This window comes from Arthrobacter sp. LAR12-1-1.1, assembly GCF_040676555.1.
GTDB lineage: Bacteria > Actinomycetota > Actinomycetes > Actinomycetales > Micrococcaceae > Arthrobacter.
In genome coordinates, this window is sequence record NZ_JBEGIG010000034.1 from 65,727 (window position 1) to 86,549 (window position 20,823).

The 20,823-nt window shown below is 66.7% G+C and carries 22 protein-coding genes; 14 read left to right on the top strand and 8 right to left on the bottom strand.

Annotated elements, in window-relative coordinates; translation table 11 throughout:
• Positions 1–102: 102 nt before the first annotated feature.
• Positions 103–1,641 carry an amino acid permease gene (locus MRBLAR12_RS16470; protein ID WP_229992924.1) on the top strand — a complete coding sequence of 513 codons (1,539 nt, stop codon included), beginning with the start codon at positions 103–105 and terminating at the stop codon, positions 1,639–1,641.
• Positions 1,638–3,362, top strand: coding sequence for a flavin monoamine oxidase family protein (locus MRBLAR12_RS16475; protein ID WP_364747196.1), 1,725 nt, complete (start codon positions 1,638–1,640; stop codon positions 3,360–3,362). The genes MRBLAR12_RS16470 and MRBLAR12_RS16475 overlap by 4 nt, the downstream gene beginning before the upstream one ends.
• A 61-nt stretch (positions 3,363–3,423) precedes the next feature.
• Here MRBLAR12_RS16475 and MRBLAR12_RS16480 read toward each other — a convergent pair whose 3' ends face one another.
• Positions 3,424–3,945 carry a gamma carbonic anhydrase family protein gene (locus MRBLAR12_RS16480; protein ID WP_229992922.1) on the bottom strand — a complete coding sequence of 174 codons (522 nt, stop codon included), beginning with the start codon at positions 3,943–3,945 and terminating at the stop codon, positions 3,424–3,426.
• 89 nt (positions 3,946–4,034) lie between these two features.
• On the opposite strand from MRBLAR12_RS16480, the gene MRBLAR12_RS16485 reads away from it, so the two are divergent.
• Positions 4,035–4,538 carry a hypothetical protein gene (locus tag MRBLAR12_RS16485; protein ID WP_229992921.1) on the top strand — a complete coding sequence of 168 codons (504 nt, stop codon included), beginning with the start codon at positions 4,035–4,037 and terminating at the stop codon, positions 4,536–4,538.
• 84 nt (positions 4,539–4,622) lie between these two features.
• Here MRBLAR12_RS16485 and MRBLAR12_RS16490 read toward each other — a convergent pair whose 3' ends face one another.
• Both MRBLAR12_RS16490 and purU read right to left on the bottom strand, forming a co-directional pair.
• The gene (locus tag MRBLAR12_RS16490; RefSeq protein WP_229992920.1) at positions 4,623–5,048 is read right to left on the bottom strand and encodes a class I SAM-dependent methyltransferase; all 426 of its coding nucleotides are present in this window, start codon (positions 5,046–5,048) and stop codon (positions 4,623–4,625) included.
• Positions 5,049–5,069: 21 nt separating this feature from the next.
• Positions 5,070–5,930 carry a formyltetrahydrofolate deformylase gene (purU, locus tag MRBLAR12_RS16495; protein ID WP_364747198.1) on the bottom strand — a complete coding sequence of 287 codons (861 nt, stop codon included), beginning with the start codon at positions 5,928–5,930 and terminating at the stop codon, positions 5,070–5,072.
• 313 nt (positions 5,931–6,243) lie between these two features.
• Between purU and glyA the strand changes: the two genes are divergently transcribed.
• From glyA to MRBLAR12_RS16550, 11 genes are all read left to right on the top strand, one after another.
• Positions 6,244–7,542, top strand: coding sequence for a serine hydroxymethyltransferase (glyA, locus tag MRBLAR12_RS16500; RefSeq protein WP_290369333.1), 1,299 nt, complete (start codon positions 6,244–6,246; stop codon positions 7,540–7,542).
• 3 nt (positions 7,543–7,545) lie between these two features.
• Complete coding sequence (locus tag MRBLAR12_RS16505; protein ID WP_229992918.1) at positions 7,546–8,469, top strand: bifunctional methylenetetrahydrofolate dehydrogenase/methenyltetrahydrofolate cyclohydrolase; 924 nt, start codon at positions 7,546–7,548, stop codon at positions 8,467–8,469.
• Positions 8,470–8,649: 180 nt separating this feature from the next.
• Positions 8,650–9,597: an ABC transporter ATP-binding protein gene (locus MRBLAR12_RS16510; protein WP_229992917.1), complete on the top strand. Its 948-nt coding sequence runs from the start codon at positions 8,650–8,652 to the stop codon at positions 9,595–9,597.
• A 28-nt stretch (positions 9,598–9,625) separates the two neighbouring features.
• A complete protein-coding gene (locus MRBLAR12_RS16515; RefSeq protein WP_229992916.1) occupies positions 9,626–10,489 on the top strand; it encodes an ABC transporter permease in 864 nt (287 codons plus the stop codon).
• Complete coding sequence (locus MRBLAR12_RS16520; protein WP_229992915.1) at positions 10,486–11,334, top strand: ABC transporter permease; 849 nt, start codon at positions 10,486–10,488, stop codon at positions 11,332–11,334. The genes MRBLAR12_RS16515 and MRBLAR12_RS16520 overlap by 4 nt, the downstream gene beginning before the upstream one ends.
• Positions 11,335–11,398: 64 nt before the next feature.
• A complete protein-coding gene (locus MRBLAR12_RS16525; RefSeq protein WP_229992914.1) occupies positions 11,399–11,755 on the top strand; it encodes a VOC family protein in 357 nt (118 codons plus the stop codon).
• 109 nt (positions 11,756–11,864) lie between these two features.
• A complete protein-coding gene (locus MRBLAR12_RS16530) occupies positions 11,865–12,434 on the top strand; it encodes a hypothetical protein (RefSeq protein WP_229992913.1) in 570 nt (189 codons plus the stop codon).
• A 10-nt stretch (positions 12,435–12,444) separates the two neighbouring features.
• Positions 12,445–13,278 (top strand): exodeoxyribonuclease III, encoded by an 834-nt coding sequence (locus MRBLAR12_RS16535; protein WP_229992912.1) that lies wholly within the window; start codon positions 12,445–12,447, stop codon positions 13,276–13,278.
• 17 nt (positions 13,279–13,295) lie between these two features.
• Positions 13,296–14,390 (top strand): tryptophan--tRNA ligase, encoded by a 1,095-nt coding sequence (gene trpS, locus MRBLAR12_RS16540; protein WP_229992911.1) that lies wholly within the window; start codon positions 13,296–13,298, stop codon positions 14,388–14,390.
• Between the two features lie 4 nt (positions 14,391–14,394).
• Positions 14,395–15,006: a 2'-5' RNA ligase family protein gene (locus MRBLAR12_RS16545; protein WP_229992910.1), complete on the top strand. Its 612-nt coding sequence runs from the start codon at positions 14,395–14,397 to the stop codon at positions 15,004–15,006.
• On the top strand, positions 14,951–16,117 hold the full coding sequence (locus MRBLAR12_RS16550) for a YihY/virulence factor BrkB family protein (RefSeq protein WP_229992938.1): 1,167 nt from the start codon (positions 14,951–14,953) through the stop codon (positions 16,115–16,117). The genes MRBLAR12_RS16545 and MRBLAR12_RS16550 overlap by 56 nt, the downstream gene beginning before the upstream one ends.
• On the opposite strand, the gene MRBLAR12_RS16555 is transcribed toward MRBLAR12_RS16550, so the two are convergent.
• From MRBLAR12_RS16555 to sdhC, 5 genes are all read right to left on the bottom strand, one after another.
• Positions 16,080–16,844, bottom strand: a complete 765-nt coding sequence (locus MRBLAR12_RS16555; protein WP_229992909.1) for an alpha/beta hydrolase family protein — start codon at positions 16,842–16,844, stop codon at positions 16,080–16,082. The genes MRBLAR12_RS16550 and MRBLAR12_RS16555 overlap by 38 nt on opposite strands.
• Positions 16,845–16,960: 116 nt before the next feature.
• Positions 16,961–17,743, bottom strand: coding sequence for a succinate dehydrogenase iron-sulfur subunit (locus MRBLAR12_RS16560; protein WP_018774751.1), 783 nt, complete (start codon positions 17,741–17,743; stop codon positions 16,961–16,963).
• Between the two features lies 1 nt (position 17,744).
• Positions 17,745–19,544 carry a succinate dehydrogenase flavoprotein subunit gene (gene sdhA / locus MRBLAR12_RS16565; protein WP_229992908.1) on the bottom strand — a complete coding sequence of 600 codons (1,800 nt, stop codon included), beginning with the start codon at positions 19,542–19,544 and terminating at the stop codon, positions 17,745–17,747.
• 181 nt (positions 19,545–19,725) lie between these two features.
• The gene (locus MRBLAR12_RS16570) at positions 19,726–20,190 is read right to left on the bottom strand and encodes a succinate dehydrogenase hydrophobic membrane anchor subunit (protein ID WP_018774749.1); all 465 of its coding nucleotides are present in this window, start codon (positions 20,188–20,190) and stop codon (positions 19,726–19,728) included.
• Between the two features lie 3 nt (positions 20,191–20,193).
• Positions 20,194–20,574, bottom strand: a complete 381-nt coding sequence (gene sdhC / locus MRBLAR12_RS16575) for a succinate dehydrogenase, cytochrome b556 subunit (protein ID WP_079553238.1) — start codon at positions 20,572–20,574, stop codon at positions 20,194–20,196.
• Between the last annotated feature and the right edge of the window lie 249 nt (positions 20,575–20,823).

Consider the following 20,823-nt stretch of genomic DNA (forward strand, 5'->3'; position numbering starts at 1 on the left):
TGTCTGAAGAATACAGGTCATTTTGCACAACCATGAGAGGTGGCTCACATGCCTAGGGTGGTCAGGGGAAACCGACCACTACTGAAGATAAGGACGTCAACGATGACTGTGCCAACTCTGATCGGGGAACGCCCGCCGGCCGCCGCCGGCCGTCCCGGGCTCGCCACCCAGCTCCTGCGCCGCAAGCCGATCGGGCAGCTGGTCAGCGAGGCCGAAACCGGGCACGGCGGCACGCAGCTGGTCCGCAGCTTCGGCGTGCTGCAGCTGACCATGATCAGCGTCGGCGCCACGCTTGGCACCGGCATCCTGGTGATCCTGGGCGAATCGGTGCCGCTCGCCGGCCCGGCCATCTGGATCTCCTTTGCCATTGCCGGACTCGCAGCCCTGCTCTCCGCCGTGTCCTATGCGGAGATGGCCGGCCTGGTTCCCGCCGCCGGTTCCAGCTACTCCTACACCTACGCCACCATGGGCGAGGGCATGGCCTGGATCTGCGGCTGGTGCCTGGTCCTGGAATACGCCGTCTCCGTGGCCGCCGTCGCGGTCGGCGCGGGCCAGTACGTCAACGAGGCCCTGGCGGTCTTCGGTCTGGCGCTCCCGGACGCCATGTCGCAGCCGCCGGGAGCCGGCGGGGTGTTGAATGTGCCCGCGATCGTCATTGTGGTCCTGGCCATGATGCTGTTGATCCGCGGTGCCAAGGAGAGCGCCTGGATCAACACGGCGATCGTCCTGGTCAAGGTCGGCATACTGCTGTTCTTCTGCGCCGTGGCCTTCACCGCCTTCAACGGCGGACACTTCGAACCCCTCATGCCGATGGGCGCCGCCGGCGTCTCGGCCGCGGCCTCCAGGGTCTTCTTCTCCTACATCGGCTTCGACGCCGCCTCCACGGCTGGCGAGGAAGCCCGCAACCCCAAGCGCGATCTCCCGCGGGCCATCCTGCTCTCCATGCTGATCGTCACCAGCATCTACGTGCTCGTCGCCGTCGCCGCCATCGGCGCCCGCCCCTGGGGCTGGTTCGACGGCACCGAAGCCGCCCTCGTGAAGATCCTCGAGGAAATCACCGGCCAGCCGTGGGTTGGCGTGGTGTTCGCCGTCGGCGCCGTGCTTGCCATCGCCAGCATCGTGCTGACCGTCCTCTACGGGCAGACCCGGATCCTGCTCTCGATGTCGCGGGACGGCCTGGTCCCCAGGGTCTTCGGCCGGGTCTCGGCCCGGACGGGCACACCGGTTGCCGGAACCCTGATTGTGGGCACCGCCGTCGCACTGACTGCCGGCCTGGTGCCGCTGGGTGCCCTCGCGGACGCCACCAGCATCGGCACCCTGTTCGCGTTCGCCCTGGTCAACGTGGCAGTCATCTACCTGCGGCGGACCCGGCCGGAGCTCACGCGCAGCTTCCGCGTCCCGCTCTTTCCGCTGACGCCGATTCTGGGCGCCCTCATGTGCGCCTACCTCATGGCCAACCTCGGCGCCGGGACCTGGGTGGTCTTCGGTGTCTGGATGCTCGTGGGCCTGGCCGCCTACTTCGGCTATGGCCGGAAGAACTCAAGGGTGGCCGCCCTGAGCCACGAGGAATACCGTGAACTATCAAGCCGCCAACCCGCCACCACCACCACAACCCAGGAACTGAAGGCAGAAATCTCATGACCACCGCCACCGAACTGCCGGCCCCCGAACCGGCTTTCACCCCGGCAGACAGCCTGGCCGGCCACCGTCCGGTCGAGGCGCCCATCACCATGCTGAATCCGGATTTCCCGTTCAGCTACGACCACTACCTCGCCCACCCCGACGGCCTGGGGTCGCTGCCGCCCGAACTCTACGGGACGGAGGTCGCCGTCGTCGGTGCCGGCCTGTCGGGGCTGGTGACCGCCTATGAACTCATGAAGCTGGGCCTGCGGCCGGTGGTCTACGAGGCCGACAGGATCGGTGGCCGGCTGAGGACCGCCAGCTTCCCGTCCGCGCCGGGCATCGTGGCGGACCTCGGCGGCATGCGTTTCCCGGTCTCCGGAAAGGCCTTCCATCACTATGTGGACCTGCTCGGACTCGAGACCCAGGAGTTCCCCAACCCGCTGGCACCGGCCACCTCCAGCACGGTGATCGAGCTCGCGGGCGAGAAGCACTACGCCGAGACCGCGGCGGACCTGCCCCCGTTCTTCCTCGAGGTGGCGGACGCGTGGAAGGCGGCCGTGAACGATGGCGCCCGGTTCGCCGAGATGCAGGAGGCCATCCGGGCCCGGGACACCGCCCGGATCAAGGAACTGTGGAACGCGCTGCTCCCGGAGCTGGACGAGCAGACGTTCTATGGCTTCATCGCCGGCAGCGACTCCTTCAAGGAGGCCGGCTTCGCCCACCGCGAGGCGTTCGGACAGGTTGGCTTCGGCACCGGCGGCTGGGACACCGACTTCCCCAACTCCATCCTCGAAATCCTCCGGGTCGTCTACACCGACGCCGATGACCAGCACCGGCTCATCGCCGGCGGCGCGCAGCGGCTCCCCGAGGCGCTGTGGGAGCACACGCCGTCGGGCATGGCCCACTGGCCTGACGGCACGTCCCTGGCATCCCTGCACGCGGGTGCGCCGCGGGGCGCCGTGGAGCGCATCGCCCGCGACGGCAGCGGAGACTTCCGGATCCGCGAACGCTGGGGACGCGAATCCGCCTACCCGGCGGTGGTGACCACATGCCAGTCCTGGCTGCTGTCGACACGGATCCACACCGACGAAACCCTGTTCCCCGCCGAGCTGTGGACGGCGATCGAACGCTCGCACTACATGCAGTCCTCCAAGACTTTCGTCATGGTGGACCGGCCGTTCTGGAAGGACATCGACCCTGCAACGGGCCGCGAGGTCCTGTCCATGACGCTGACCGACCGGCTGAACCGAGCCACGTACCTGCTGGACAACGGCCCGGACAAGCCCGCCGTAATCCTGCTGTCTTACACGTGGAACGACGACGCGCTGAAGTGGCTCTCGCTCGACGCGGACGAGCGGGCGGAGCTCATGCTGCACTCGCTGGAGCAGATCTACCCCGGCGTCGACATCGCCAGCCACATCGTGGGCCAGCCGATCACCGTCTCGTGGGAGGCCGACCCCAACTTCATGGGCGCCTTCAAAGCCAACCTGCCGGGGCACTACCGCTACCAGCAGCGGCTGTTCACCCACTTCAAGCAGGACGCGCTGCCCGACGAACAGCGCGGGATCTTCCTCGCCGGCGACGACGTTTCGTTCACCGCCGGCTGGGCCGAGGGCGCCGTCACCACCGGCCTGAACGCGGTCTGGGGTGTGGTCAACCACCTCGGCGGCCGGACCCCGACGGGGAACCCCGGACCGGGCGAGCTGCTGTCCGAGCTGGGCCCGATCGCGCTGGACTGAGCACCGCGACCGGGGGGCTGAGCGGCCGGGTCGGTCAGATTGGACCGCTCAGTCCGCTATCTCAGGCGCCGTGCAGTTCGCGGTGCGCGCGTGCCAGTTCCTGGTAGTGGGCGGCGTTGTGCTGGACGCCCGCGAACTCCTCGTCGCTGAGCTCGCGCCGGACTTTGGCCGGAACTCCGGCTACGAGCGAGCGGGGCGGGATGACAGTGCCCTCCAGCACCACGGCACCGGCGGCGATGAGGGAGCCGGCGCCGATCACCGCCCCGTTGAGGATGGTGGCGCTCATGCCGATCAGGCAGTCGTCCTCGACGGTGCAGCCGTGGACCACGGCGCTGTGGCCGACGCTGACCCGAGCGCCGACGGTGCAGGGGAAGCCGGGGTCGGCGTGCAGCACCACGTTGTCCTGCAGATTGCTGCCGGCGCCCACGGTGATGGCGGCGGTGTCGGCGCGGACACAGACGCCGTAGAAGGCGCTCGAGTTCTCGGCCAGGGCGGCGTTGCCGATCACGGACGCCGTGGGGGCGATGAAGGCGGAGTCATGGACGGCCGGAGCGGTGCCGGCGAATGCGTAGAGGGGAGCCATGCCACCAGCCTAGGACATGAGCCTCTTGCGGGCGGGGCGGCGCTGAGTAGGATCGGGGCCATTCCCACGCCCTACTGGAGGTGGCCGAAATGTTCCTGCAGCTGATGAAACGCTTGGGGGAGGCCGAAACTCTTGACCCGGCCGTCCGGACCGCGGAGCCGCTGGCTTCCCGGCTTATCGCCGACGCCCGGCTCCGGAGCTTCTTTCACGGTGATGCCACCGGCATCCCGCCGCACGTCATCCTCACCCGCGTGCCCTTGGGTGCATGGTTCATGGCGATGTTCCTGGACCTCTTCCCGGACGATGGCTCGCGTCTGGCGGCCCGGCGGCTGGTGGGCCTCGGCGTCGTCGCCGCGGCCCCGGCGGGGCTCAGCGGCTGGGCGGAGTGGGCGCGGGCCGACCACACCACGCGCCGCATCGGCGTCGTCCATGCCGGCGCCAATCTCGTCGCGACGCTGATCTTCCTGGCGTCCTGGCATGCCCGGCGCCGGGAGCGGCACCGTCTCGGCGTCGCTCTGGCCCGGGTGGGCGCCATCCTGCTGGTTGTTGGCGGCTTCCTGGGCGGCTACATGCGCAGCGTCCAGCGTCCCTGAGCCCAGACGAGGCCGTTGCGCTATCAGATGTGGTCCTTACGGGGCGCTGAGAACCACCACAAGTGATAGCGCAACGGGTGTTTTTCAGGCGGGGGAGCGGAGGACCGTGAAGCCCTCACCGCGGCTGCCGCCCTCGCGGCGCGGGTCCGGGACGGGCAGCACGACGGCGATTGGCGCGCCGGGTTCCGCCACCCGGCCAAGTTCGCGGACGACGTCGTCCCACTCCTCCGGGGCCAGGCCCGCCAAAGCGTCCACCGCCCACACCGAGGAAAACGCGGCATCGGCGAACGGCAGCGATGCCGGGCCCGCCACGGTGGCCTCGAGCCCGTGAGCCCGGGCGATGTGGATGTTCTCCTCGGACCGGTCTACGCCGGTGAAATGGATGCCGGACTGCACAAAGTGCAGCCCGTCGGTGCCCGGGCCGCAATCCAGCCCCAGCACTGCGTGCCGGCCCTCGTTCTTCAACAGCGCCACGAACGATTCGAGCCGGTCCCTGCGGGTGGGTTCCATAGCTCTAGTGAAGAACCGGTTTCAGTTAAAGACAACCGTCCGGTTGCCGTCGAGCAGGACGCGGTGCTCGGCATGCCACTGCACGGCCTGGGCGAGGGTGCGGCCCTCCACGTCGCGGCCCATCTGGACGAACTGTTCCGCGGTGCGCCGGTGGTCCACCCGGATCACTTCCTGCTCGATGATCGGTCCCTCGTCCAGGGCGGCCGTGACGTAGTGTGCCGTGGCGCCGATGAGCTTCACTCCGCGGGCATGCGCCTGGTGGTAGGGCCTGGCCCCCTTGAAGGAGGGCAGGAACGAGTGGTGGATGTTGATGGCCTTGCCCGTGAGCTCGGTGCAGAGCTCGTCAGAGATGATCTGCATATACCGGGCGAGGACGGTGAGTTCGACGTCGTGCTCCTTCATCAGGAGCCGGAGGGCGTCCTCGGCCTGGACCTTGGTGTCCGCGGTGACGGGGATGTGGTGGAACGGGATGCCGTAGAACTCCGCCAAACCCTCAAGGTCGCGGTGGTTGGACACGATGGCCGGAATCTCGATCGGCAGGGTGCCGGAGCGCTGCAGGAACAACAGGTCATTCAGGCAGTGGGCCGACGTGCTGGCCATCAGCAGGGTGCGGACCTTCCGGCCGGCGGGGTTGAGGCTCCACTGCATCCCGAAGGCCTGCGCCACGGGCTCAAGTGCCGCCTGCAGCTCCGCCTGGGCAGCCGCCGTCGTCGCCTCCACCCGCATGAAGAAGGTGCCCGTGCCCTGGCTGCCGTACTGCTGGGAGTCGGTAATATTGCAGCCCGCCACCAGCAGGGCTCCGGCGACGGCATGCACGATGCCTGGCCGGTCAGGGCACGACAGGGTCAGGATGTAGGAGGCAGTCAGGTTCTCGTCAGTCACGAAGACCAGCCTACCTTCGCTTCAAGGGCAGTTTTGAAAGGGTTTTGGTAGTGTTAACCCGTCGCAACTGGCGTTGGATGGCTAACCATCAGGGAGCGGCACTCACGAAGACCACGGATCGTACGCCTGGGCCGAGGGTCATGTCTTACCGGTCGGCAGCATCACCGCTGCCGTACCGTTGCTGGCGCCCGCACGGGGTGCTAACCGCCGCTGCCGCGGTCCGCTGTCAAGGGGCCCGTAATCATAGGGCGGCGCAACGGGCCAGCCGGTAGCCTGACCAATAGCCGTACCCGTTGCCTACCAGGAGTTCCTCGTGACTACTACCACCGCCACCTCAGCCGCCGTGAGCAACCAGCCGCTGGCCGAACTCGACCCGGAAATCGCCGCCGTACTTGCCCAGGAACTTGGCCGCCAGCGCGGCACCCTGGAAATGATCGCCTCCGAGAACTTCGCCCCGCGCGCCGTGATGGAAGCGCAGGGCTCCGTCCTGACCAACAAGTACGCCGAGGGCTACCCGGGACGCCGCTACTACGGCGGCTGTGAGTACGTCGACGTCGCCGAGCAGCTCGCGATCGACCGCGTCAAGGAACTCTTTGGCGCCGAATACGCCAACGTGCAGCCGCACTCGGGCGCGCAGGCCAACGCCGCAGCGCTCGCCGCCATGATCACCCCGGGCGACAAGATCCTGGGCCTCTCCCTGGCCCACGGCGGGCACCTCACCCACGGCATGAAGCTGAACTTCTCCGGCAAGCTCTACAACGTGGCCGCCTACCAGGTCGAGGAAGACAACTTCCGGATCGACATGGACAAGCTGCGCGAACAGGCCATCGCCGAAAAGCCCCAGGTGATCATCGCCGGCTGGTCCGCCTACCCGCGGCACCTCGATTTCGCTGCCTTCCGCTCGATCGCCGACGAGGTCGGTGCCCTGCTCTGGACCGACATGGCGCACTTCGCCGGCCTCGTCGCCGCCGGACTGCACCCGAGCCCGGTCCCGTACTCCGACGTCGTGACCTCCACGGTGCACAAGACGCTGTCCGGCCCGCGCTCCGGTGTGATCCTGGCCAAGCAGGAATGGGCCAAGAAGCTTAATTCCGCGGTGTTCCCCGGCCAGCAGGGCGGCCCGCTCATGCACGTGATCGCCGCGAAGGCCGTGGCCTTCAAGATCGCCGGCACGGAGGAATTCAAGGAGCGCCAGGAACGCGTGCTCGAAGGCGCCAAGATCATCGCCGAGCGCCTCGGCCAGGCCGACGTCGCCGACGCCGGCGTCTCGGTCCTGACCGGCGGCACCGACGTGCACCTGGTCCTGGTGGACCTGCGCAACTCCCAGCTGGACGGCCAGCAGGCCGAGGACCTCCTGCACTCGGTGGGCATCACCGTCAACCGCAACGCCGTGCCGTTCGATCCCCGCCCGCCGATGGTCACCTCCGGCCTGCGCATCGGCACCCCGGCCCTGGCCACCCGCGGCTTCGGCGCCGAGGAGTTCACCGAGGTCGCCGACATCATCGCCACCGCGCTGAAGTCCGGCGCTGCCACGGAGATCGAGTCCCTGCAGGCCCGCGTGGACAAGCTCGCCGCCGACTTCCCGCTGTACCCGCAGCACGAGCAGTGGTAGTCCATGACTTCTACTAAGACTGCAAGAACAGCGCAGATCCTTGACGGCACGGCTACCGCCGCCGCCATCAAGGCCGAGCTGAGCGGGCGCGTGGCCGCACTCAAGGCCAAGGGCATCACTCCCGGACTGGGCACCATCCTGGTGGGCTCCGACCCCGGCAGTACCTGGTATGTCGGCGGAAAGCACAAGGACTGCGCCGAGGTGGGCATCACGTCCATCCGCCGCGACCTGCCGGAAGAGACGACGCAGGACGAACTCCTGGCCGTGGTCCGCGAGCTCAACGAGAACCCGGAATGCACCGGCTACATCGTCCAGCTGCCGCTGCCCAAGCACATCGACCAGGACGTCATCCTGGAGGCCATGGATCCCGAGAAGGACGCCGACGGCCTGCACCCGATGAACCTGGGCCGGCTCGTGGCCAACGTCAGCGGACCCATGAAATCCCCGCTGCCCTGCACGCCCAAGGGCTGCGTGGAGCTGCTGACCCGGCACGGGATCGACCTGAACGGCAAGCGCGTCCTCGTGGTGGGCCGCGGCGTCACCATCGGCCGCCCGGTGGGTCTGCTGCTGACCCGCAAGGACGTCAATGCCACGGTCATCCTGGCCCACACCGGAACGGTGGACCTGCCGGCGGAACTGCGGCAGGCCGACGTCGTGATCGCCGCCGCCGGGCAACCGCACATGATCAAGGCCGGGGACCTCAAGCCCGGCGCGATCGTGCTCGACGTCGGCGTCAGCCGGGTCGACGACGGCAACGGCAAGGCCGTGGTCACCGGCGACGTGGACCCCGCTGCGGCCGACGTCGCCGCATGGCTCTCGCCGAACCCCGGGGGAGTGGGCCCTATGACCCGCGCCATGCTGCTCGCCAACGTGGTGGAGACCGCGGAACGCCACTTGGCACAGGAAAGCCACTCCGGGCTCGCCTGAGGCTGCGGTGGTTGGGCCGGGCTCCGGCAGGCCCAACCACCGCAGGATTGCGCACGTTTCACCGCCGGCGGGCATAACGGAACGGATACGTCAGGAGTTTTTACGAAAAGACTCTTTCATAGTTTGCGGGGATCCACTACCGTAGTGCGGGTGTCCGAACTTGCCTCTAAAGAATCACGCGTGAGCAGCCCCTCTGGCGCCGCTCCGCAGTACGTCATCACCGCCGAGAACCTCACCAAACGCTACGGTGACGTCACCGCCGTCGACGGCATCTCCTTCCGCGTCCCCGCCGGGGAAGCCTTCGGCCTGCTGGGCCCCAACGGTGCCGGCAAGTCCACCACGATGAAGATGATCGGCGGGGTCTCGCAGCGCACTTCCGGCAGCCTGAGCATCATGGGCCTGGACCCCGAACAGCACGGGCCGGAAGTCCGCGCGCACCTGGGCGTAGTGCCGCAGCAGGACAACCTGGACGAGGAACTGAAAGTCCGGGACAACCTGCTGGTGTACGGCCGCTATTTCGGCCTGCCCATGAGCTACCTCAAACCCAAGGCCGACGAGCTGCTCGAATTCGCCCAGCTCACCGACAAGGCCAAGTCCAAGGTGGACGCCCTGTCCGGCGGCATGAAGCGCCGCCTGACGATCGCCCGCTCCCTGATCAACGAGCCCCGGATCCTGCTGCTGGACGAGCCGACGACCGGCCTGGACCCGCAGGCGCGGCACATCCTCTGGGACCGCCTGTTCCGGCTCAAGGAACAGGGCGTCACCCTGATCCTCACGACGCACTACATGGACGAGGCCGAGCAGCTGTGCGACCGCCTGATCGTGGTGGACAAGGGCAAGATCATGGCCGAAGGATCCCCGGCCAGCCTGATCCGGGAATATTCCACCCGGGAGGTCCTTGAACTGCGCTTCGGCTCGGAGCGCAATGCGAGCGTCGGCGCGGAGCTCGAAGGCATCGGCGAACGCCTCGAGACCCTGCCGGACCGGGTGCTCATCTACGCCCACGACGGCGAGGCCGCCCTGGAGCAGGTCTCCGCCCGGGGCCTGCGTCCCGTCACGTCGCTGGTCCGCCGCTCCTCGCTCGAAGACGTCTTCCTGCGCCTGACCGGCAGGAGCCTAGTTGACTAAGAAAGCAGAGTTGACTAAGAAAGCAGAGTTGACTAGGGCAATACAGGCGGGTACGACGGCGGCGGCGCCGGCCCTGCGCGCGCACTCCCCGGAAGTCTCGGCCGCCCGCGCCCGCCGCTGGGGCGCCTTCTTCTACGCCGAGCAGGTCCTCCGCGTCATGAAGGGCTACGGCTGGACCATCGTCATGTACGGCGTGGGCCAGCCGGTGGCCTACCTGTTCGCGATGGGCGTTGGCCTGGCCACGCTGGTCGAGACCAACGGCGCCGCCGTCTTCGGCGGGGTCAGCTACCTGACGTTCATCGCGCCGGCCCTGCTGATCTCGGCCGCCGTCATGACGGCGGCCAACGAGTTCACGTTCCCGGTGATGGACGGCTTCAAATGGCGGCGCGTCTACTACGGCCCCCACGCCTCGCCGCTGACGCCGGAACAGATCGCCGGCGGCCAGGTCATCGCCGTCACCGTCCGCTTCCTGCTGCAGTCGGCCATCTACTTCGCCGTCGTCGCGCTGTTCGGCGCCTCACCCGGCGCCTGGGGCTGGGTTTCGATCCTCATCGCCACGCTCGCCGGCCTGTCCTTCGGCCTGCCGCTCATGGCCTACGCGGCCACCATCAAGGAAGACCGGGGCCAGTTCGCCATGGTCATGCGGTTCATTGTCATGCCGCTGTTCCTGTTCTCCGGCACGTTCTTCCCGCTGGACACGCTCCCGCTCGGCGTCCGCTGGATCGGCTGGATCTCACCGATCTGGCACGGAACGGAACTTGGCCGCGTGGTCAGCTACGGGTACGAGGAAGAGCCGTGGCTCACCGTCGTCCACCTTGTCTTCCTGCTGGGCCTGGCGGCTGCCGGCTGGGTCCTGACCAAACACCAGTTCGCCAAAAGGATGGCCTCATGAGCGTCCTGACCGGAAGTTTCAACGCAGGGGAGAGCAGCGTCACGGAAGCCGCACGCCGCCGGCACTTCGGGCCCATCTACTCCCGCAACGTCCGCGCCGTCGTCGCCCGCGGGCTCATGGCCACCAAGAGCAGCAACTGGATGGTCATGGTCTCCGGGTTCTTCGAACCTGTGCTGTACCTGATTTCGATGGGCGTGGGTCTGGGCGCCATTGTCGGTTCCGTCCAGGGCCCGGGTGGGCAGGAGATCAGCTACGCCGCGTACATCGCGCCGGCCCTGCTGGCAGTGTCCGCCATGAACGGCGCCGTCTATGACTCCACCTGGAACGTCTTCTTCAAGATGAACTTCGCCAAGCTCTACCAGGGCATGCTCTACACCTCGCTGGGGCCGCTGGATGTCGCCATGGGCGAAATCTTCCTGGCCCTGCTGCGCGGGGCCATGTACGCCACCGGTTTCACCGCAGTGATGGGCGTGATGGGCCTCATCACCACTGCATGGGCCGTCCTGATGATCCCGGCCTCGGTGCTGATCGCCTTCGGCTTCGCGAGCTTCGGCATGGGGATCACGAGCTTCATGAAGACCTTCCAGCAGATGGACTGGATCAACTTCGTGATGCTGCCGATGTTCCTCTTCAGCGCCACGTTCTACCCGCTCAGCGTCTACCCGCAGTCCATCCAGTGGCTCATCCAGGCCATGCCTCTCTGGCACGGCGTGGAACTGCTGCGCCAGATCAGCGTGGGGGTGTTCACCCCGGCCACCGCGGTGCACATCGGCTACTACCTCGTCATGATTGCCCTCGGCGTCCTGCTCACCACGAGCCGCCTGCGCAAGCTGTTCCTCAAATGAGGCCATAAAACCAGGCCATGAAACGCGGGCCACGGCCCGCACGTTCCCCGGATAAGGAGACCCCATGATCGGAAAATGGCAGGCACTCGTGATCGACTGCGAGGACCCGGACAAGCTCGCCGACTTCTACCAGGAGCTCCTGGGCATGATCCGGGTGCAGGAGGAAGAGGAGTTTATTTCGATCGGCGACGCCGCCGACCGTCCCGCCGTCGCCTTCCAGCGTGTGGACCGGCTGGTCCGGCCGCAGTGGCCGGACCCCGAGCATCCCCAGCAGATGCACGTGGACGTGATAGTCGGTGACCTCGACGCCGGCGAGGCGGAAGTCCTCCGGCTCGGGGCCACGCGCCAGACGGGCGGCGGCAAGACCTTCCGGGTCTACACGGATCCCAGCGGCCACCCGTTCTGCCTCGTCCTGACCTAAAAGCTGGTCCTGACCTAAAAGTACCCGTCCTGACCTAGGCAGTCTGGTGCGGCGTTCGCCCGGGGTGGAAGCGCAGCGGCCGGCCGGCCCCGTTTGCGATAATGGGCTCATGCAATCTCTGGGTAGCTCCGCGTCCACGTCCAACGACACCACGGCCAAAGGCCGGTTCTCCATGCTCCGCATCAGCGGGCCGGGGCTGCTGGTCTTCATCATCGCGTTCGTGGTGGCCGTGATCTTCGCGGCCAACCAGAACGACGTCGTGGGATGGATCGTGGCGATCATCGCCGGCTTCTGGCTGGCGCTGGCCTCCTTCGTGGTGTTCAGCATCCAGAAGGCCGCCAAGAAGGCCGGGGCCAGGCTGAACGAGGCCCAGAACGCCTTCAACGCCGCGGCCGGGCGGCCGCCGGCGGCGGGCAGCGCTGACCACGGCGGCACCCGCGTGGTCAGCGAAAGTCGCGCATCGGACGGCGTCCGCGACATGAAGCTCGACCACTCCTTCAAGATCGTCCAGGTCCAGGTCCGCGTCATCGAACAGGAGCGCGCGAAGGGCGACGCCGCGGACCGCGACACGATCAACCGTGCCCTGGAGACCATCGAGATCACCGCCACCAACGCGCGGGACATGATCAAATCCCCGGGCGGCGACGACGCACCCGTTAGCGGAACCATCATCGACTAGAGTGGATCGGGTGAGCTCGGCATTGAAGAAGGACCACCTTCGCATCGCGTCAGTCAACGTCAACGGCCTGCGTGCCGCCTACAAGAAGGGCATGGCGGAGTGGCTTGAACCGCGCGAGGTGGACATTCTGTGCCTCCAGGAGGTCCGCGCGCCCGATGCGATCGTCGAGGAACTGCTCGGCGAGGGCTGGTACATCCTCCACGCCGAAGCCGAGGCCAAGGGCCGGGCCGGCGTTGCCATCGCCTCGCGCGAAGAGCCCCTTGCCACCCGGGTCGGGATCGGCGATGACTTCTTCGCCACCACCGGGCGCTGGGTCGAAGCGGACTACACCGTGCGGGATGCGGCCGGGCAGGCCTCACAGCTGACCGTCGTCAGCGCCTACGTGCACTCGGGCGAGGCCGGCACTCCCAAGCAGGATGACAAGTTCCGCTTCCTCGACGTCATGACCACCCGGCTGCCCGAACTGGCCAAACACAGTGACCACGCCCTGGTGGTGGGCGACCTCAACGTCGGCCACACGGAGCTGGACATCAGGAACTGGAAGGGCAACGTCAAACGTGCCGGCTTCCTGCCGGAGGAAAGGGCCTATTTTGACCGCTTCTTCGGCGAAGAAATCGGCTGGAAGGATGTTCACAGGGGCCTGGCGGGTAACGTCGACGGCCCCTACACATGGTGGTCGCAACGTGGCCAGGCCTTCGACAACGACACCGGCTGGCGCATCGATTACCACATGGCCACGCCCGATCTCGCTGCTGCCGCAGTGTCAGCCGTAGTTGACCGGGCCGCGACCTGGGACACACGCTTCTCCGACCATGCCCCGCTGGTAGTGGACTACCGGCTCTAGTCTTAAGGCTTCCACGAATGACCACCTCTTCAACCGTGACCGACACCGGCCTCGCCCCTGACGCCGCGAAACCCGCCCCGGCGGCCACCGCGGCCCGGCACCGCATCCTTTCCGGCATGCAGCCCTCCGCCGACTCCCTGCACCTGGGCAACTACCTCGGTGCCCTCGTCAACTGGGTCCGGATGCAGGACGAGTACGACGCCGTCTTCTTCATCCCTGACCTGCACGCGATCACCGTTCCGCAGGATCCGGCCGAGCTGGCCCACCGCACGCGGGTCACAGCCGCGCAGTACATTGCCGGCGGCGTGGATGTCGAGAAGTGCACGCTGTTCGTTCAGTCCCAGGTGCCGGAGCACGCCCAGCTTGCCTGGGTGCTGAACTGCATCACTGGTTTCGGCGAGGCGTCCCGGATGACCCAGTTCAAGGACAAGGCCTACAAACAGGGTTCAGACCACGCCAGCGTCGGACTGTTCACCTACCCCATCCTTCAGGCCGCGGACATCCTCCTGTACCAGCCGCACGGTGTCCCCGTGGGAGAGGACCAGCGTCAGCACGTGGAACTGAGCCGTGACCTCGCCCAGCGGTTCAACTCCCGCTTTGGCCACACGTTCACGGTGCCGCAGCCCTTCATCCAGAAGGAATCGGCGAAGATCTACGATCTGCAGCAACCCAGGGCCAAGATGTCCAAATCGGCGGATTCGCCGGCGGGCCTGATCAACCTGCTGGACGATCCAAAGGTCACCGCCAAGCGGATCAAGTCCGCTGTTACGGATGCGGAGACGGAAATCCGGTTCGACCGTGAGGCAAAGCCGGGCGTGTCCAACCTGCTGACCATCTACTCGGCGATCACCGGTCAAAGCGTTGATGCCCTCGTCACCGCGTACGAGGGCAAGATGTACGGACACCTCAAGGCGGACCTCGCCGAGGTGGTCACGGAGCACCTGACTCCGATCCGGAACCGTGCCAAGGAGCTGCTGGACGATCCCGCGGAGCTGGACCGGCTCCTTGCCCTCGGTGCCGACAAGGCCCGGGAGATTGCCTCGATCACTCTCCGCGACGTCTACGCCAAGGTGGGTTTCCTGCCTTACGCCGGCGCCCAGGGAGCCCGCTAGGTCAATGTCCTCCGTCAGCAAAGTCACCGCGAAAGCCGCCACGTCGAACGGACAGCGCAGCGAAGGCATCAGCATCGGTGTGATCCTGAGGTTCCCGGCGGACATCGCTGAGGAGCTCCAGCGCTGGCGGGCATCGTTCGGGGACCCGATGGCCGCCGTCGTCCCCGCCCACATCACGCTGGTCACCACCACCATGACGCAGGACTGGGACGCGACCCAACGCCATGTCCGGGACGTGGCGCGCCGGCAGGAGCCTTTCATGGTGACCATCGCGGGGACCGGGTCTTTCCGGCCGGTGTCCCCGGTGGTCTTCCTGAACGTCGAGGACGGCTTCGGGGACTGCGTGAACCTGCACCGCCAGCTGCAGTCCGGCCCGCTGGAGCGGGAACTGCCGTTCGGCTACCATCCGCACGTCACCGTGGCCCACGACGTTGCCCCGGAAAGCCTCGATGAGGCCGAAACAGTCCTCAAGGATTACAGGGCCACGTTCCCTGTGGCTAGCATGGGACTTTACGAGCACGACGACAACGGCATCTGGCAGCTACGGGAAGAGCTTGACTTTGGGACCAAACCTGACCACGACAGAGGCCCGGACGGCACCGCAGACGCCCGATAAGCCGCCGCTTCCCACCGATCTGGCCGGGCTGAAACTGGAAGTCATCCGCAAGAGGGTCGAATGGGGCAGGGTTCGACGCTCCGGCGGCGGGACGATTGCGTCCCTGACGGCAATGATGATGTGGCTCCTGGCCAAGCTCAACATGCTGCTGCCAATGCGCGCTTACTTGCACTACCTCCGCCAGCGCGGCCCGCTGTTGAGTGCCGGCATCGGGTTCCGGATGTTTTTCTCCATCACAGGCCTGTTGGCCACCGGCCTGTCCCTGGCCGGCCTCGTGCTCAGCGATCATCCGGCCCTGCTGGACCAGGTCATCAAGAGTGTGGCCGCCGCCGCGCCGGGCCTGCTGCAGGTCGACGGCAGCGAGGGGCTGGTTGATCCCCAGGAGCTGCTGAACCCCACCAGCCTGGGCTGGGCCGCCGGGATCGCCGCCGTGGTGACGGTGTTCACGTCCCTGGGCTGGATCAGCGGCATCCGCGACGGTATGCGGAGCATGATGCAGCTCGGCCCCCTGGTGATGAATCCGATCCTGCAGATACTCAAGGACGTCGGCACGCTGCTGCTGATGGGGGTGGCCCTGGTGGTCAGCTCCGCAGCCTCGCTGATCTTCGGCACGGCCGCCGGATGGGTGACCGAGCAGCTGGGCCTCGATCCGATAATGGCCGGGCCGCTGACGACCTCCGTCACTATCCTCGTGCCGCTGCTGCTCGGCTGGGGCACCGCCCTGATCATGTACCGGGTGGCTGCGGGGCTGAAGCCGGCCCGGCGCTCACTGCTCGAAGGGACCACTCTCGCCGCGGTGGGCACCACAATTCTGATGATCTTCAGCACTCAGCTGCTGGCCAGCGCGGGCAAGAACCCCATCCTGGCGCCCTTCGCCATCATCATCGGCCTGCTGATCTGGTTCAACCTGGTCAGCCAGGTTTACGTGATCTGCGCCGCGTGGGTGGCGATCCGGGAGGAAGACCTCAAGACGGAGCCCGCCACCGCGACCACCGGCTGGGGCGCCCGGCGGGTCCAGCCGGGCAAGACGCCGGTGGAGCACCGGGCCCGCCGGAGGTCGCTGTCCGCCGCGTTCAGGCGTCGAGGTACTGGTCGGCCCACGCCGAAATAATCTTTGCCGCACGGGCCGCCTGGCCCTTGCCCGTCAGCAGGTGGTCGCTGCCCTCCAGCGAGACGAAGCTGCGCGGGTGGCGGGCGGTCTGGAAGATGGTGCTGGCGTTTTCGATCCCCACCGTGTTGTCGGTGGGGGAGTGCAGCACCATGAGCGGCTTGTGCAGCTGCCGGATGCAGTCCGTCAGATCCGCATTTTCGAGGTCTTCGACAAAGTGCCGGCGGATCTCCACCCGCTTGCCGCCGAGGTCCACCTCGGCGCTTCCCTCGCTCAGGATCCGGTCCAGCGCCGCGTCAAAGACGTGCGCCACGTGCTTGGGGGAGAAGGGTGCCCCCACCGTGGCCACGGCCTTGAGCTCCGGGATCTGCCGTGCGGCGGACAGGACGGCCGCGCCGCCGAACGAGTGGCCCACGAGCAAGGACACCCGCCGTTCCGAGTCCCGCATGAATTCGGCGGCCTTGACGGTGTCGGCCACCTTGTGGCTGAAGGACCCCTCCGACCACATTCCCGCGGACTCGCCGAGGCCCAGGTTGTCGAACCGGAGCATGCCCACGCCGTTGTCCGCCAGGGCCTTGCACATGCGGGAGGCCGAGGGACTGTCCTTGCCCAGGGTAAAGCCGTGCGAGAACACGCCCCAGCCCTTCACCGGGCCTTCGGGCAAGTCCACAACGCCGGAGAGCAGTTCGCCGGTGGAACCCTGGAAAGAGACTTTTTCTGAGCGGGACACGGTGTCCCCTTTCGTGTGAGCGGGTAGACGACGACGGCGCCCCCACCCGTGAGGTGAGAGGCGCCGTCGTCGTTTTTCTCTTGGTGCTGACTCTGTAGGTTCTGGCGAACCGGTCGTTAGATCTTGCGGGAGAGGATGGCCTGCTTGACCTCGGCGATTGCCTGCGTGACCTGGATGCCGCGGGGGCATGCTTCGGTGCAGTTGAAGGTGGTGCGGCAGCGCCACACGCCTTCCTTGTCGTTGAGGATCTCCAGGCGCATGTCGCCGGCGTCATCGCGGGAATCGAAGATGAAGCGGTGCGCGTTGACGATCGCGGCCGGGCCGAAGTACTGGCCGTCGGTCCAGAACACCGGGCAGGACGAGGTGCACGCGGCGCACAGGATGCACTTGGTGGTGTCGTCGAACCGCTCGCGGTCCTCGGCGGACTGCAGGCGTTCCTTGGTGGGCTCGTGGCCGCGGTTGATCAGGAAGGGCATGACTTCGCGGAAGGACTGGAAGAACGGCTCCATGTCCACGATCAGGTCCTTCTCCACCGGCAGGCCCTTGATCGGCTCGACCGTGATGGGCTTGGACGTGTCCAGGTCCTTCAGCAGGGTCTTGCAGGCGAGGCGGTTGCGGCCGTTGATACGCATGGCATCGGAGCCGCAGACGCCGTGGGCGCAGGAGCGGCGGAAGGAGACGCTGCCGTCCATCTCCCACTTGATCTTGTGCAGGGCGTCCAGGACACGGTCGGTGCCGTACATGGTGACCTTGAAGTCATCCCACGTGGCGTCCTCGGAGACCTCGGGGTTGTAGCGGCGCACGCGCAGCGTGACGTCGAAGGACGGGATCTCCCCGCCACCGCCGACGCCGGCGGGCAGTTCGATCTTGGATGCTGGCTCAGCGAGTTCAGCGCTCATCTTAGTACTTCCTCACCATCGGCTCGTAGCGCGTAAAGACCACCGGTTTGGTGGCAAGCCGGATGCCGGCAATCGCCTCGGCGGAACCATCCGCCGGGGCGTGCTCATCCTTGTACGCCATGGAGTGCTTCATGAATTTTTCGTCGTCGCGCTCGGGGAAGTCCTCGCGGAAGTGGCCGCCGCGGGATTCCTCGCGGTGCAGGGCCGCCACGGTCATGACCTTGGCGAGCTCCAGCAGGAAGCCCAGCTCCACGGCCTCGAGCAGGTCCAGGTTGAAGCGCTTGCCCTTGTCCTGCACGCTGATGCGCTGGTACCGCTCCTCGAAGGAGGCGATGTCCTTCAGGACCTGGTTCAGCGTGTCCGCGGTGCGGAACACCTGCATGTTGGCGTCCATGGTGTCCTGCAGTTCCTTGCGGATCGCAGCGACCTTCTCGGTGCCGTCGGAGGTGCGGACGTGGTCCAGCAGGTTCAGCGTGTAGGCCTCCGGGTCAGCGGGGAGTTCCACGAAGTCGGCGGTCTTGGCGTATTCGGCCGCGGCGATGCCGGCGCGCTTGCCGAACACGTTGATGTCCAGCAGCGAGTTGGTGCCCAGGCGGTTGGAGCCGTGGACGGAGACGCAGGCAACCTCGCCGGCGGCGTAGAGGCCCGGGACCACCGTGTCGTTGTCCTGGAGGACCTCGGCGGTGATGTTGGTGGGGATGCCGCCCATGGCGTAGTGCGCCGTCGGGAACACCGGAACCGGCTCCGTGTACGGCTCCACACCCAGGTAGGTGCGGGCGAACTCGGTGATGTCCGGCAGCTTGGCATCGATGTGCGCGGGCTCAAGGTGCGTCAGGTCCAGGAGGACGTAGTCCTTGTTCGGGCCACAGCCGCGTCCCTCACGGACTTCGTTGGCCATGGAGCGGGCCACGATGTCGCGCGGGGCGAGGTCCTTGATGGTGGGTGCGTAGCGCTCCATGAAGCGTTCACCCTCGGAGTTGCGCAGAATGGCGCCTTCGCCGCGGGCGGCCTCGGAGAGCAGGATGCCCAGGCCGGCCAGGCCTGTCGGGTGGAACTGGAAGAACTCCATGTCCTCCAGCGGGATGCCGCGGCGGAACGCGATGCCCATGCCGTCACCGGTGAGGGTGTGGGCGTTGGACGTGGTCTTGAAGACCTTGCCGGCGCCGCCGGAGGCGAACACCACGGACTTGGCCTGGAAGACGTGCAGCTCGCCGGAGGCGAGGTCGTAGGACACGACGCCGGCAACGCGCTTCTGCTTGTACGGCGTGCCGTCCTCGCGGACAGCGTCCTCTTCGACGGTCAGCAGGTCCAGGACGTAGTACTCGTTGTAGAACTCGACGTTGTGCTTGACGCAGTTCTGGTACAGGGTCTGCAGGATCATGTGGCCGGTGCGGTCGGCGGCGTAGCAGGCGCGGCGGACCGGTGCCTTGCCGTGATCGCGGGTGTGGCCACCGAAACGGCGCTGGTCAATGCGGCCCTCGGGCGTGCGGTTGAACGGCAGGCCCATCTTTTCCAGGTCCAGGACGGCGTCGATCGCTTCCTTCGCCATGACCTCGGCAGCGTCCTGGTCAACCAGGTAGTCGCCGCCCTTGATGGTGTCGAAGGTGTGCCACTCCCAGTTGTCTTCCTCGACGTTGGCCAGGGCCGCACACATGCCGCCCTGCGCCGCGCCGGTGTGGGACCGGGTGGGGTAGAGCTTGGTCAATACTGCTGTTCGGGCGCGCTGACCTGATTCGATCGCCGCGCGCATCCCGGCGCCACCGGCACCGACGATCACGACGTCGTACTTATGGACCTGCATACCAGACGCTCTTTCTCTCAAAATTCGCTATAACCCACCGGCGGGCCGTGCCTGCCCGGTGGATTCTCGTGCAATCTGCGCCTGCGCTTGGCAGGCAAGATCAGTTGCCGTGAGGGACCGCAAGTTCTTACCCGTTGGGACAGCGGTCCGCGGCGGTTCCCCGCCGTTACGGCGTTTGCCGTTATGGCGCCGGGCAGAAGCCGCCGGGAAGCTGGACGCCGTTGGCCACGGGGCACGGATCGAACGTGAAGATGACCAGGGTGCCCAGGATGATGATGACCGTGGTGGCCGCGTAGAGCACAATCTTCAGCCAGAGGCGCGTGGCGTCCTTCTCGGCGTAGTCATTGATGATCGTGCGGACGCCGTTGGTGCCGTGCAGCATGGCGAGCCACAGCATGGCCAGGTCCCAGAACTGCCAGAACGGGTCGGCCCACTTGCCGGCCACAAAGCCGAAGTCGATCGCGTGGATGCCCTCGCCGACCAGCAGGTTGACGGTCAGGTGGCCGAAGATCAGCACCACCAGCACAACGCCGGAGAGGCGCATGAAGAGCCAGGCGAGCATCTCGAAGTTGCCCTTGGAACCGCCGGTCCGGCGGTACTTGGGCTGGATCTTTCCGCTGCGCGGACTCTGAATGGTTGCAGTCATGGCTTAGTGACCTCCAAGGGCGAGGGACAGGTGGCGGATGGAGAAGCCGACCATGACGACGACCCAGAGGCCCAGGACCGTCCAGAGCATCTGACGCTGGTACTTGGCACCCTTCTTCCAGAAGTCGACGGCGATGATGCGCAGGCCGTTGAAGGCGTGGAACACGATCGCCGCGACAAGGCCCGTTTCACCCAGGGCCATGAGGGGGTTCTTGTAGGCACCAATCACGGCGGTGTAGGCCTCGGGGGACACACGCACCAATGAGGTGTCCAGCACGTGGACCAACAAGAAGAAGAAAATCACTACACCTGTAATGCGGTGTCCAACCCAGGACCACATGCCTTCACGGCCGCGGTACAAGGTGCCAGCTGGTTTTGTCGGCACTGAATAAACCTCCCTGCAACACAGCGGCGCTGGCATGGGATCCACGCGGGGGGAACGCCTGCTGCGAGAGCACTCGTAAGCTCAAGCCTAAATCTAGGCTTCGCTCACAGCTTATTCAATTTAGGAACCCCTTGTTGACAGGCCCCGGCGCTGTTTTGCGTTGGTTTTGAGACGAACGCCACATTTGGCCATGGTCACGGGGGCTGGAAGGGCGTGATCCCGGCCCAATCTGGGGCGATTTGGCCGCTG

What these genes read in the sequence shown, in the direction of transcription:
- MRBLAR12_RS16475 (WP_364747196.1), top strand. Translation starts at nt 1,638, where the DNA reads ATGACCACCGCCACCGAACTGCCGGCCCCCGAACCGGCTTTCACCCCG.
- trpS (WP_229992911.1), top strand. Translation starts at nt 13,296, where the DNA reads ATGACCACCTCTTCAACCGTGACCGACACCGGCCTCGCCCCTGACGCC.
- MRBLAR12_RS16530 (WP_229992913.1), top strand. Translation starts at nt 11,865, where the DNA reads ATGCAATCTCTGGGTAGCTCCGCGTCCACGTCCAACGACACCACGGCC.
- MRBLAR12_RS16480 (WP_229992922.1), bottom strand. Translation starts at nt 3,945, where the DNA reads ATGGCTCCCCTCTACGCATTCGCCGGCACCGCTCCGGCCGTCCATGAC.
- MRBLAR12_RS16570 (WP_018774749.1), bottom strand. Translation starts at nt 20,190, where the DNA reads ATGACTGCAACCATTCAGAGTCCGCGCAGCGGAAAGATCCAGCCCAAG.
- MRBLAR12_RS16520 (WP_229992915.1), top strand. Translation starts at nt 10,486, where the DNA reads ATGAGCGTCCTGACCGGAAGTTTCAACGCAGGGGAGAGCAGCGTCACG.
- MRBLAR12_RS16485 (WP_229992921.1), top strand. Translation starts at nt 4,035, where the DNA reads ATGTTCCTGCAGCTGATGAAACGCTTGGGGGAGGCCGAAACTCTTGAC.
- MRBLAR12_RS16470 (WP_229992924.1), top strand. Translation starts at nt 103, where the DNA reads ATGACTGTGCCAACTCTGATCGGGGAACGCCCGCCGGCCGCCGCCGGC.
- sdhA (WP_229992908.1), bottom strand. Translation starts at nt 19,544, where the DNA reads ATGCAGGTCCATAAGTACGACGTCGTGATCGTCGGTGCCGGTGGCGCC.
- MRBLAR12_RS16560 (WP_018774751.1), bottom strand. Translation starts at nt 17,743, where the DNA reads ATGAGCGCTGAACTCGCTGAGCCAGCATCCAAGATCGAACTGCCCGCC.
- MRBLAR12_RS16545 (WP_229992910.1), top strand. Translation starts at nt 14,395, where the DNA reads ATGTCCTCCGTCAGCAAAGTCACCGCGAAAGCCGCCACGTCGAACGGA.
- MRBLAR12_RS16525 (WP_229992914.1), top strand. Translation starts at nt 11,399, where the DNA reads ATGATCGGAAAATGGCAGGCACTCGTGATCGACTGCGAGGACCCGGAC.
- MRBLAR12_RS16490 (WP_229992920.1), bottom strand. Translation starts at nt 5,048, where the DNA reads ATGGAACCCACCCGCAGGGACCGGCTCGAATCGTTCGTGGCGCTGTTG.
- MRBLAR12_RS16505 (WP_229992918.1), top strand. Translation starts at nt 7,546, where the DNA reads ATGACTTCTACTAAGACTGCAAGAACAGCGCAGATCCTTGACGGCACG.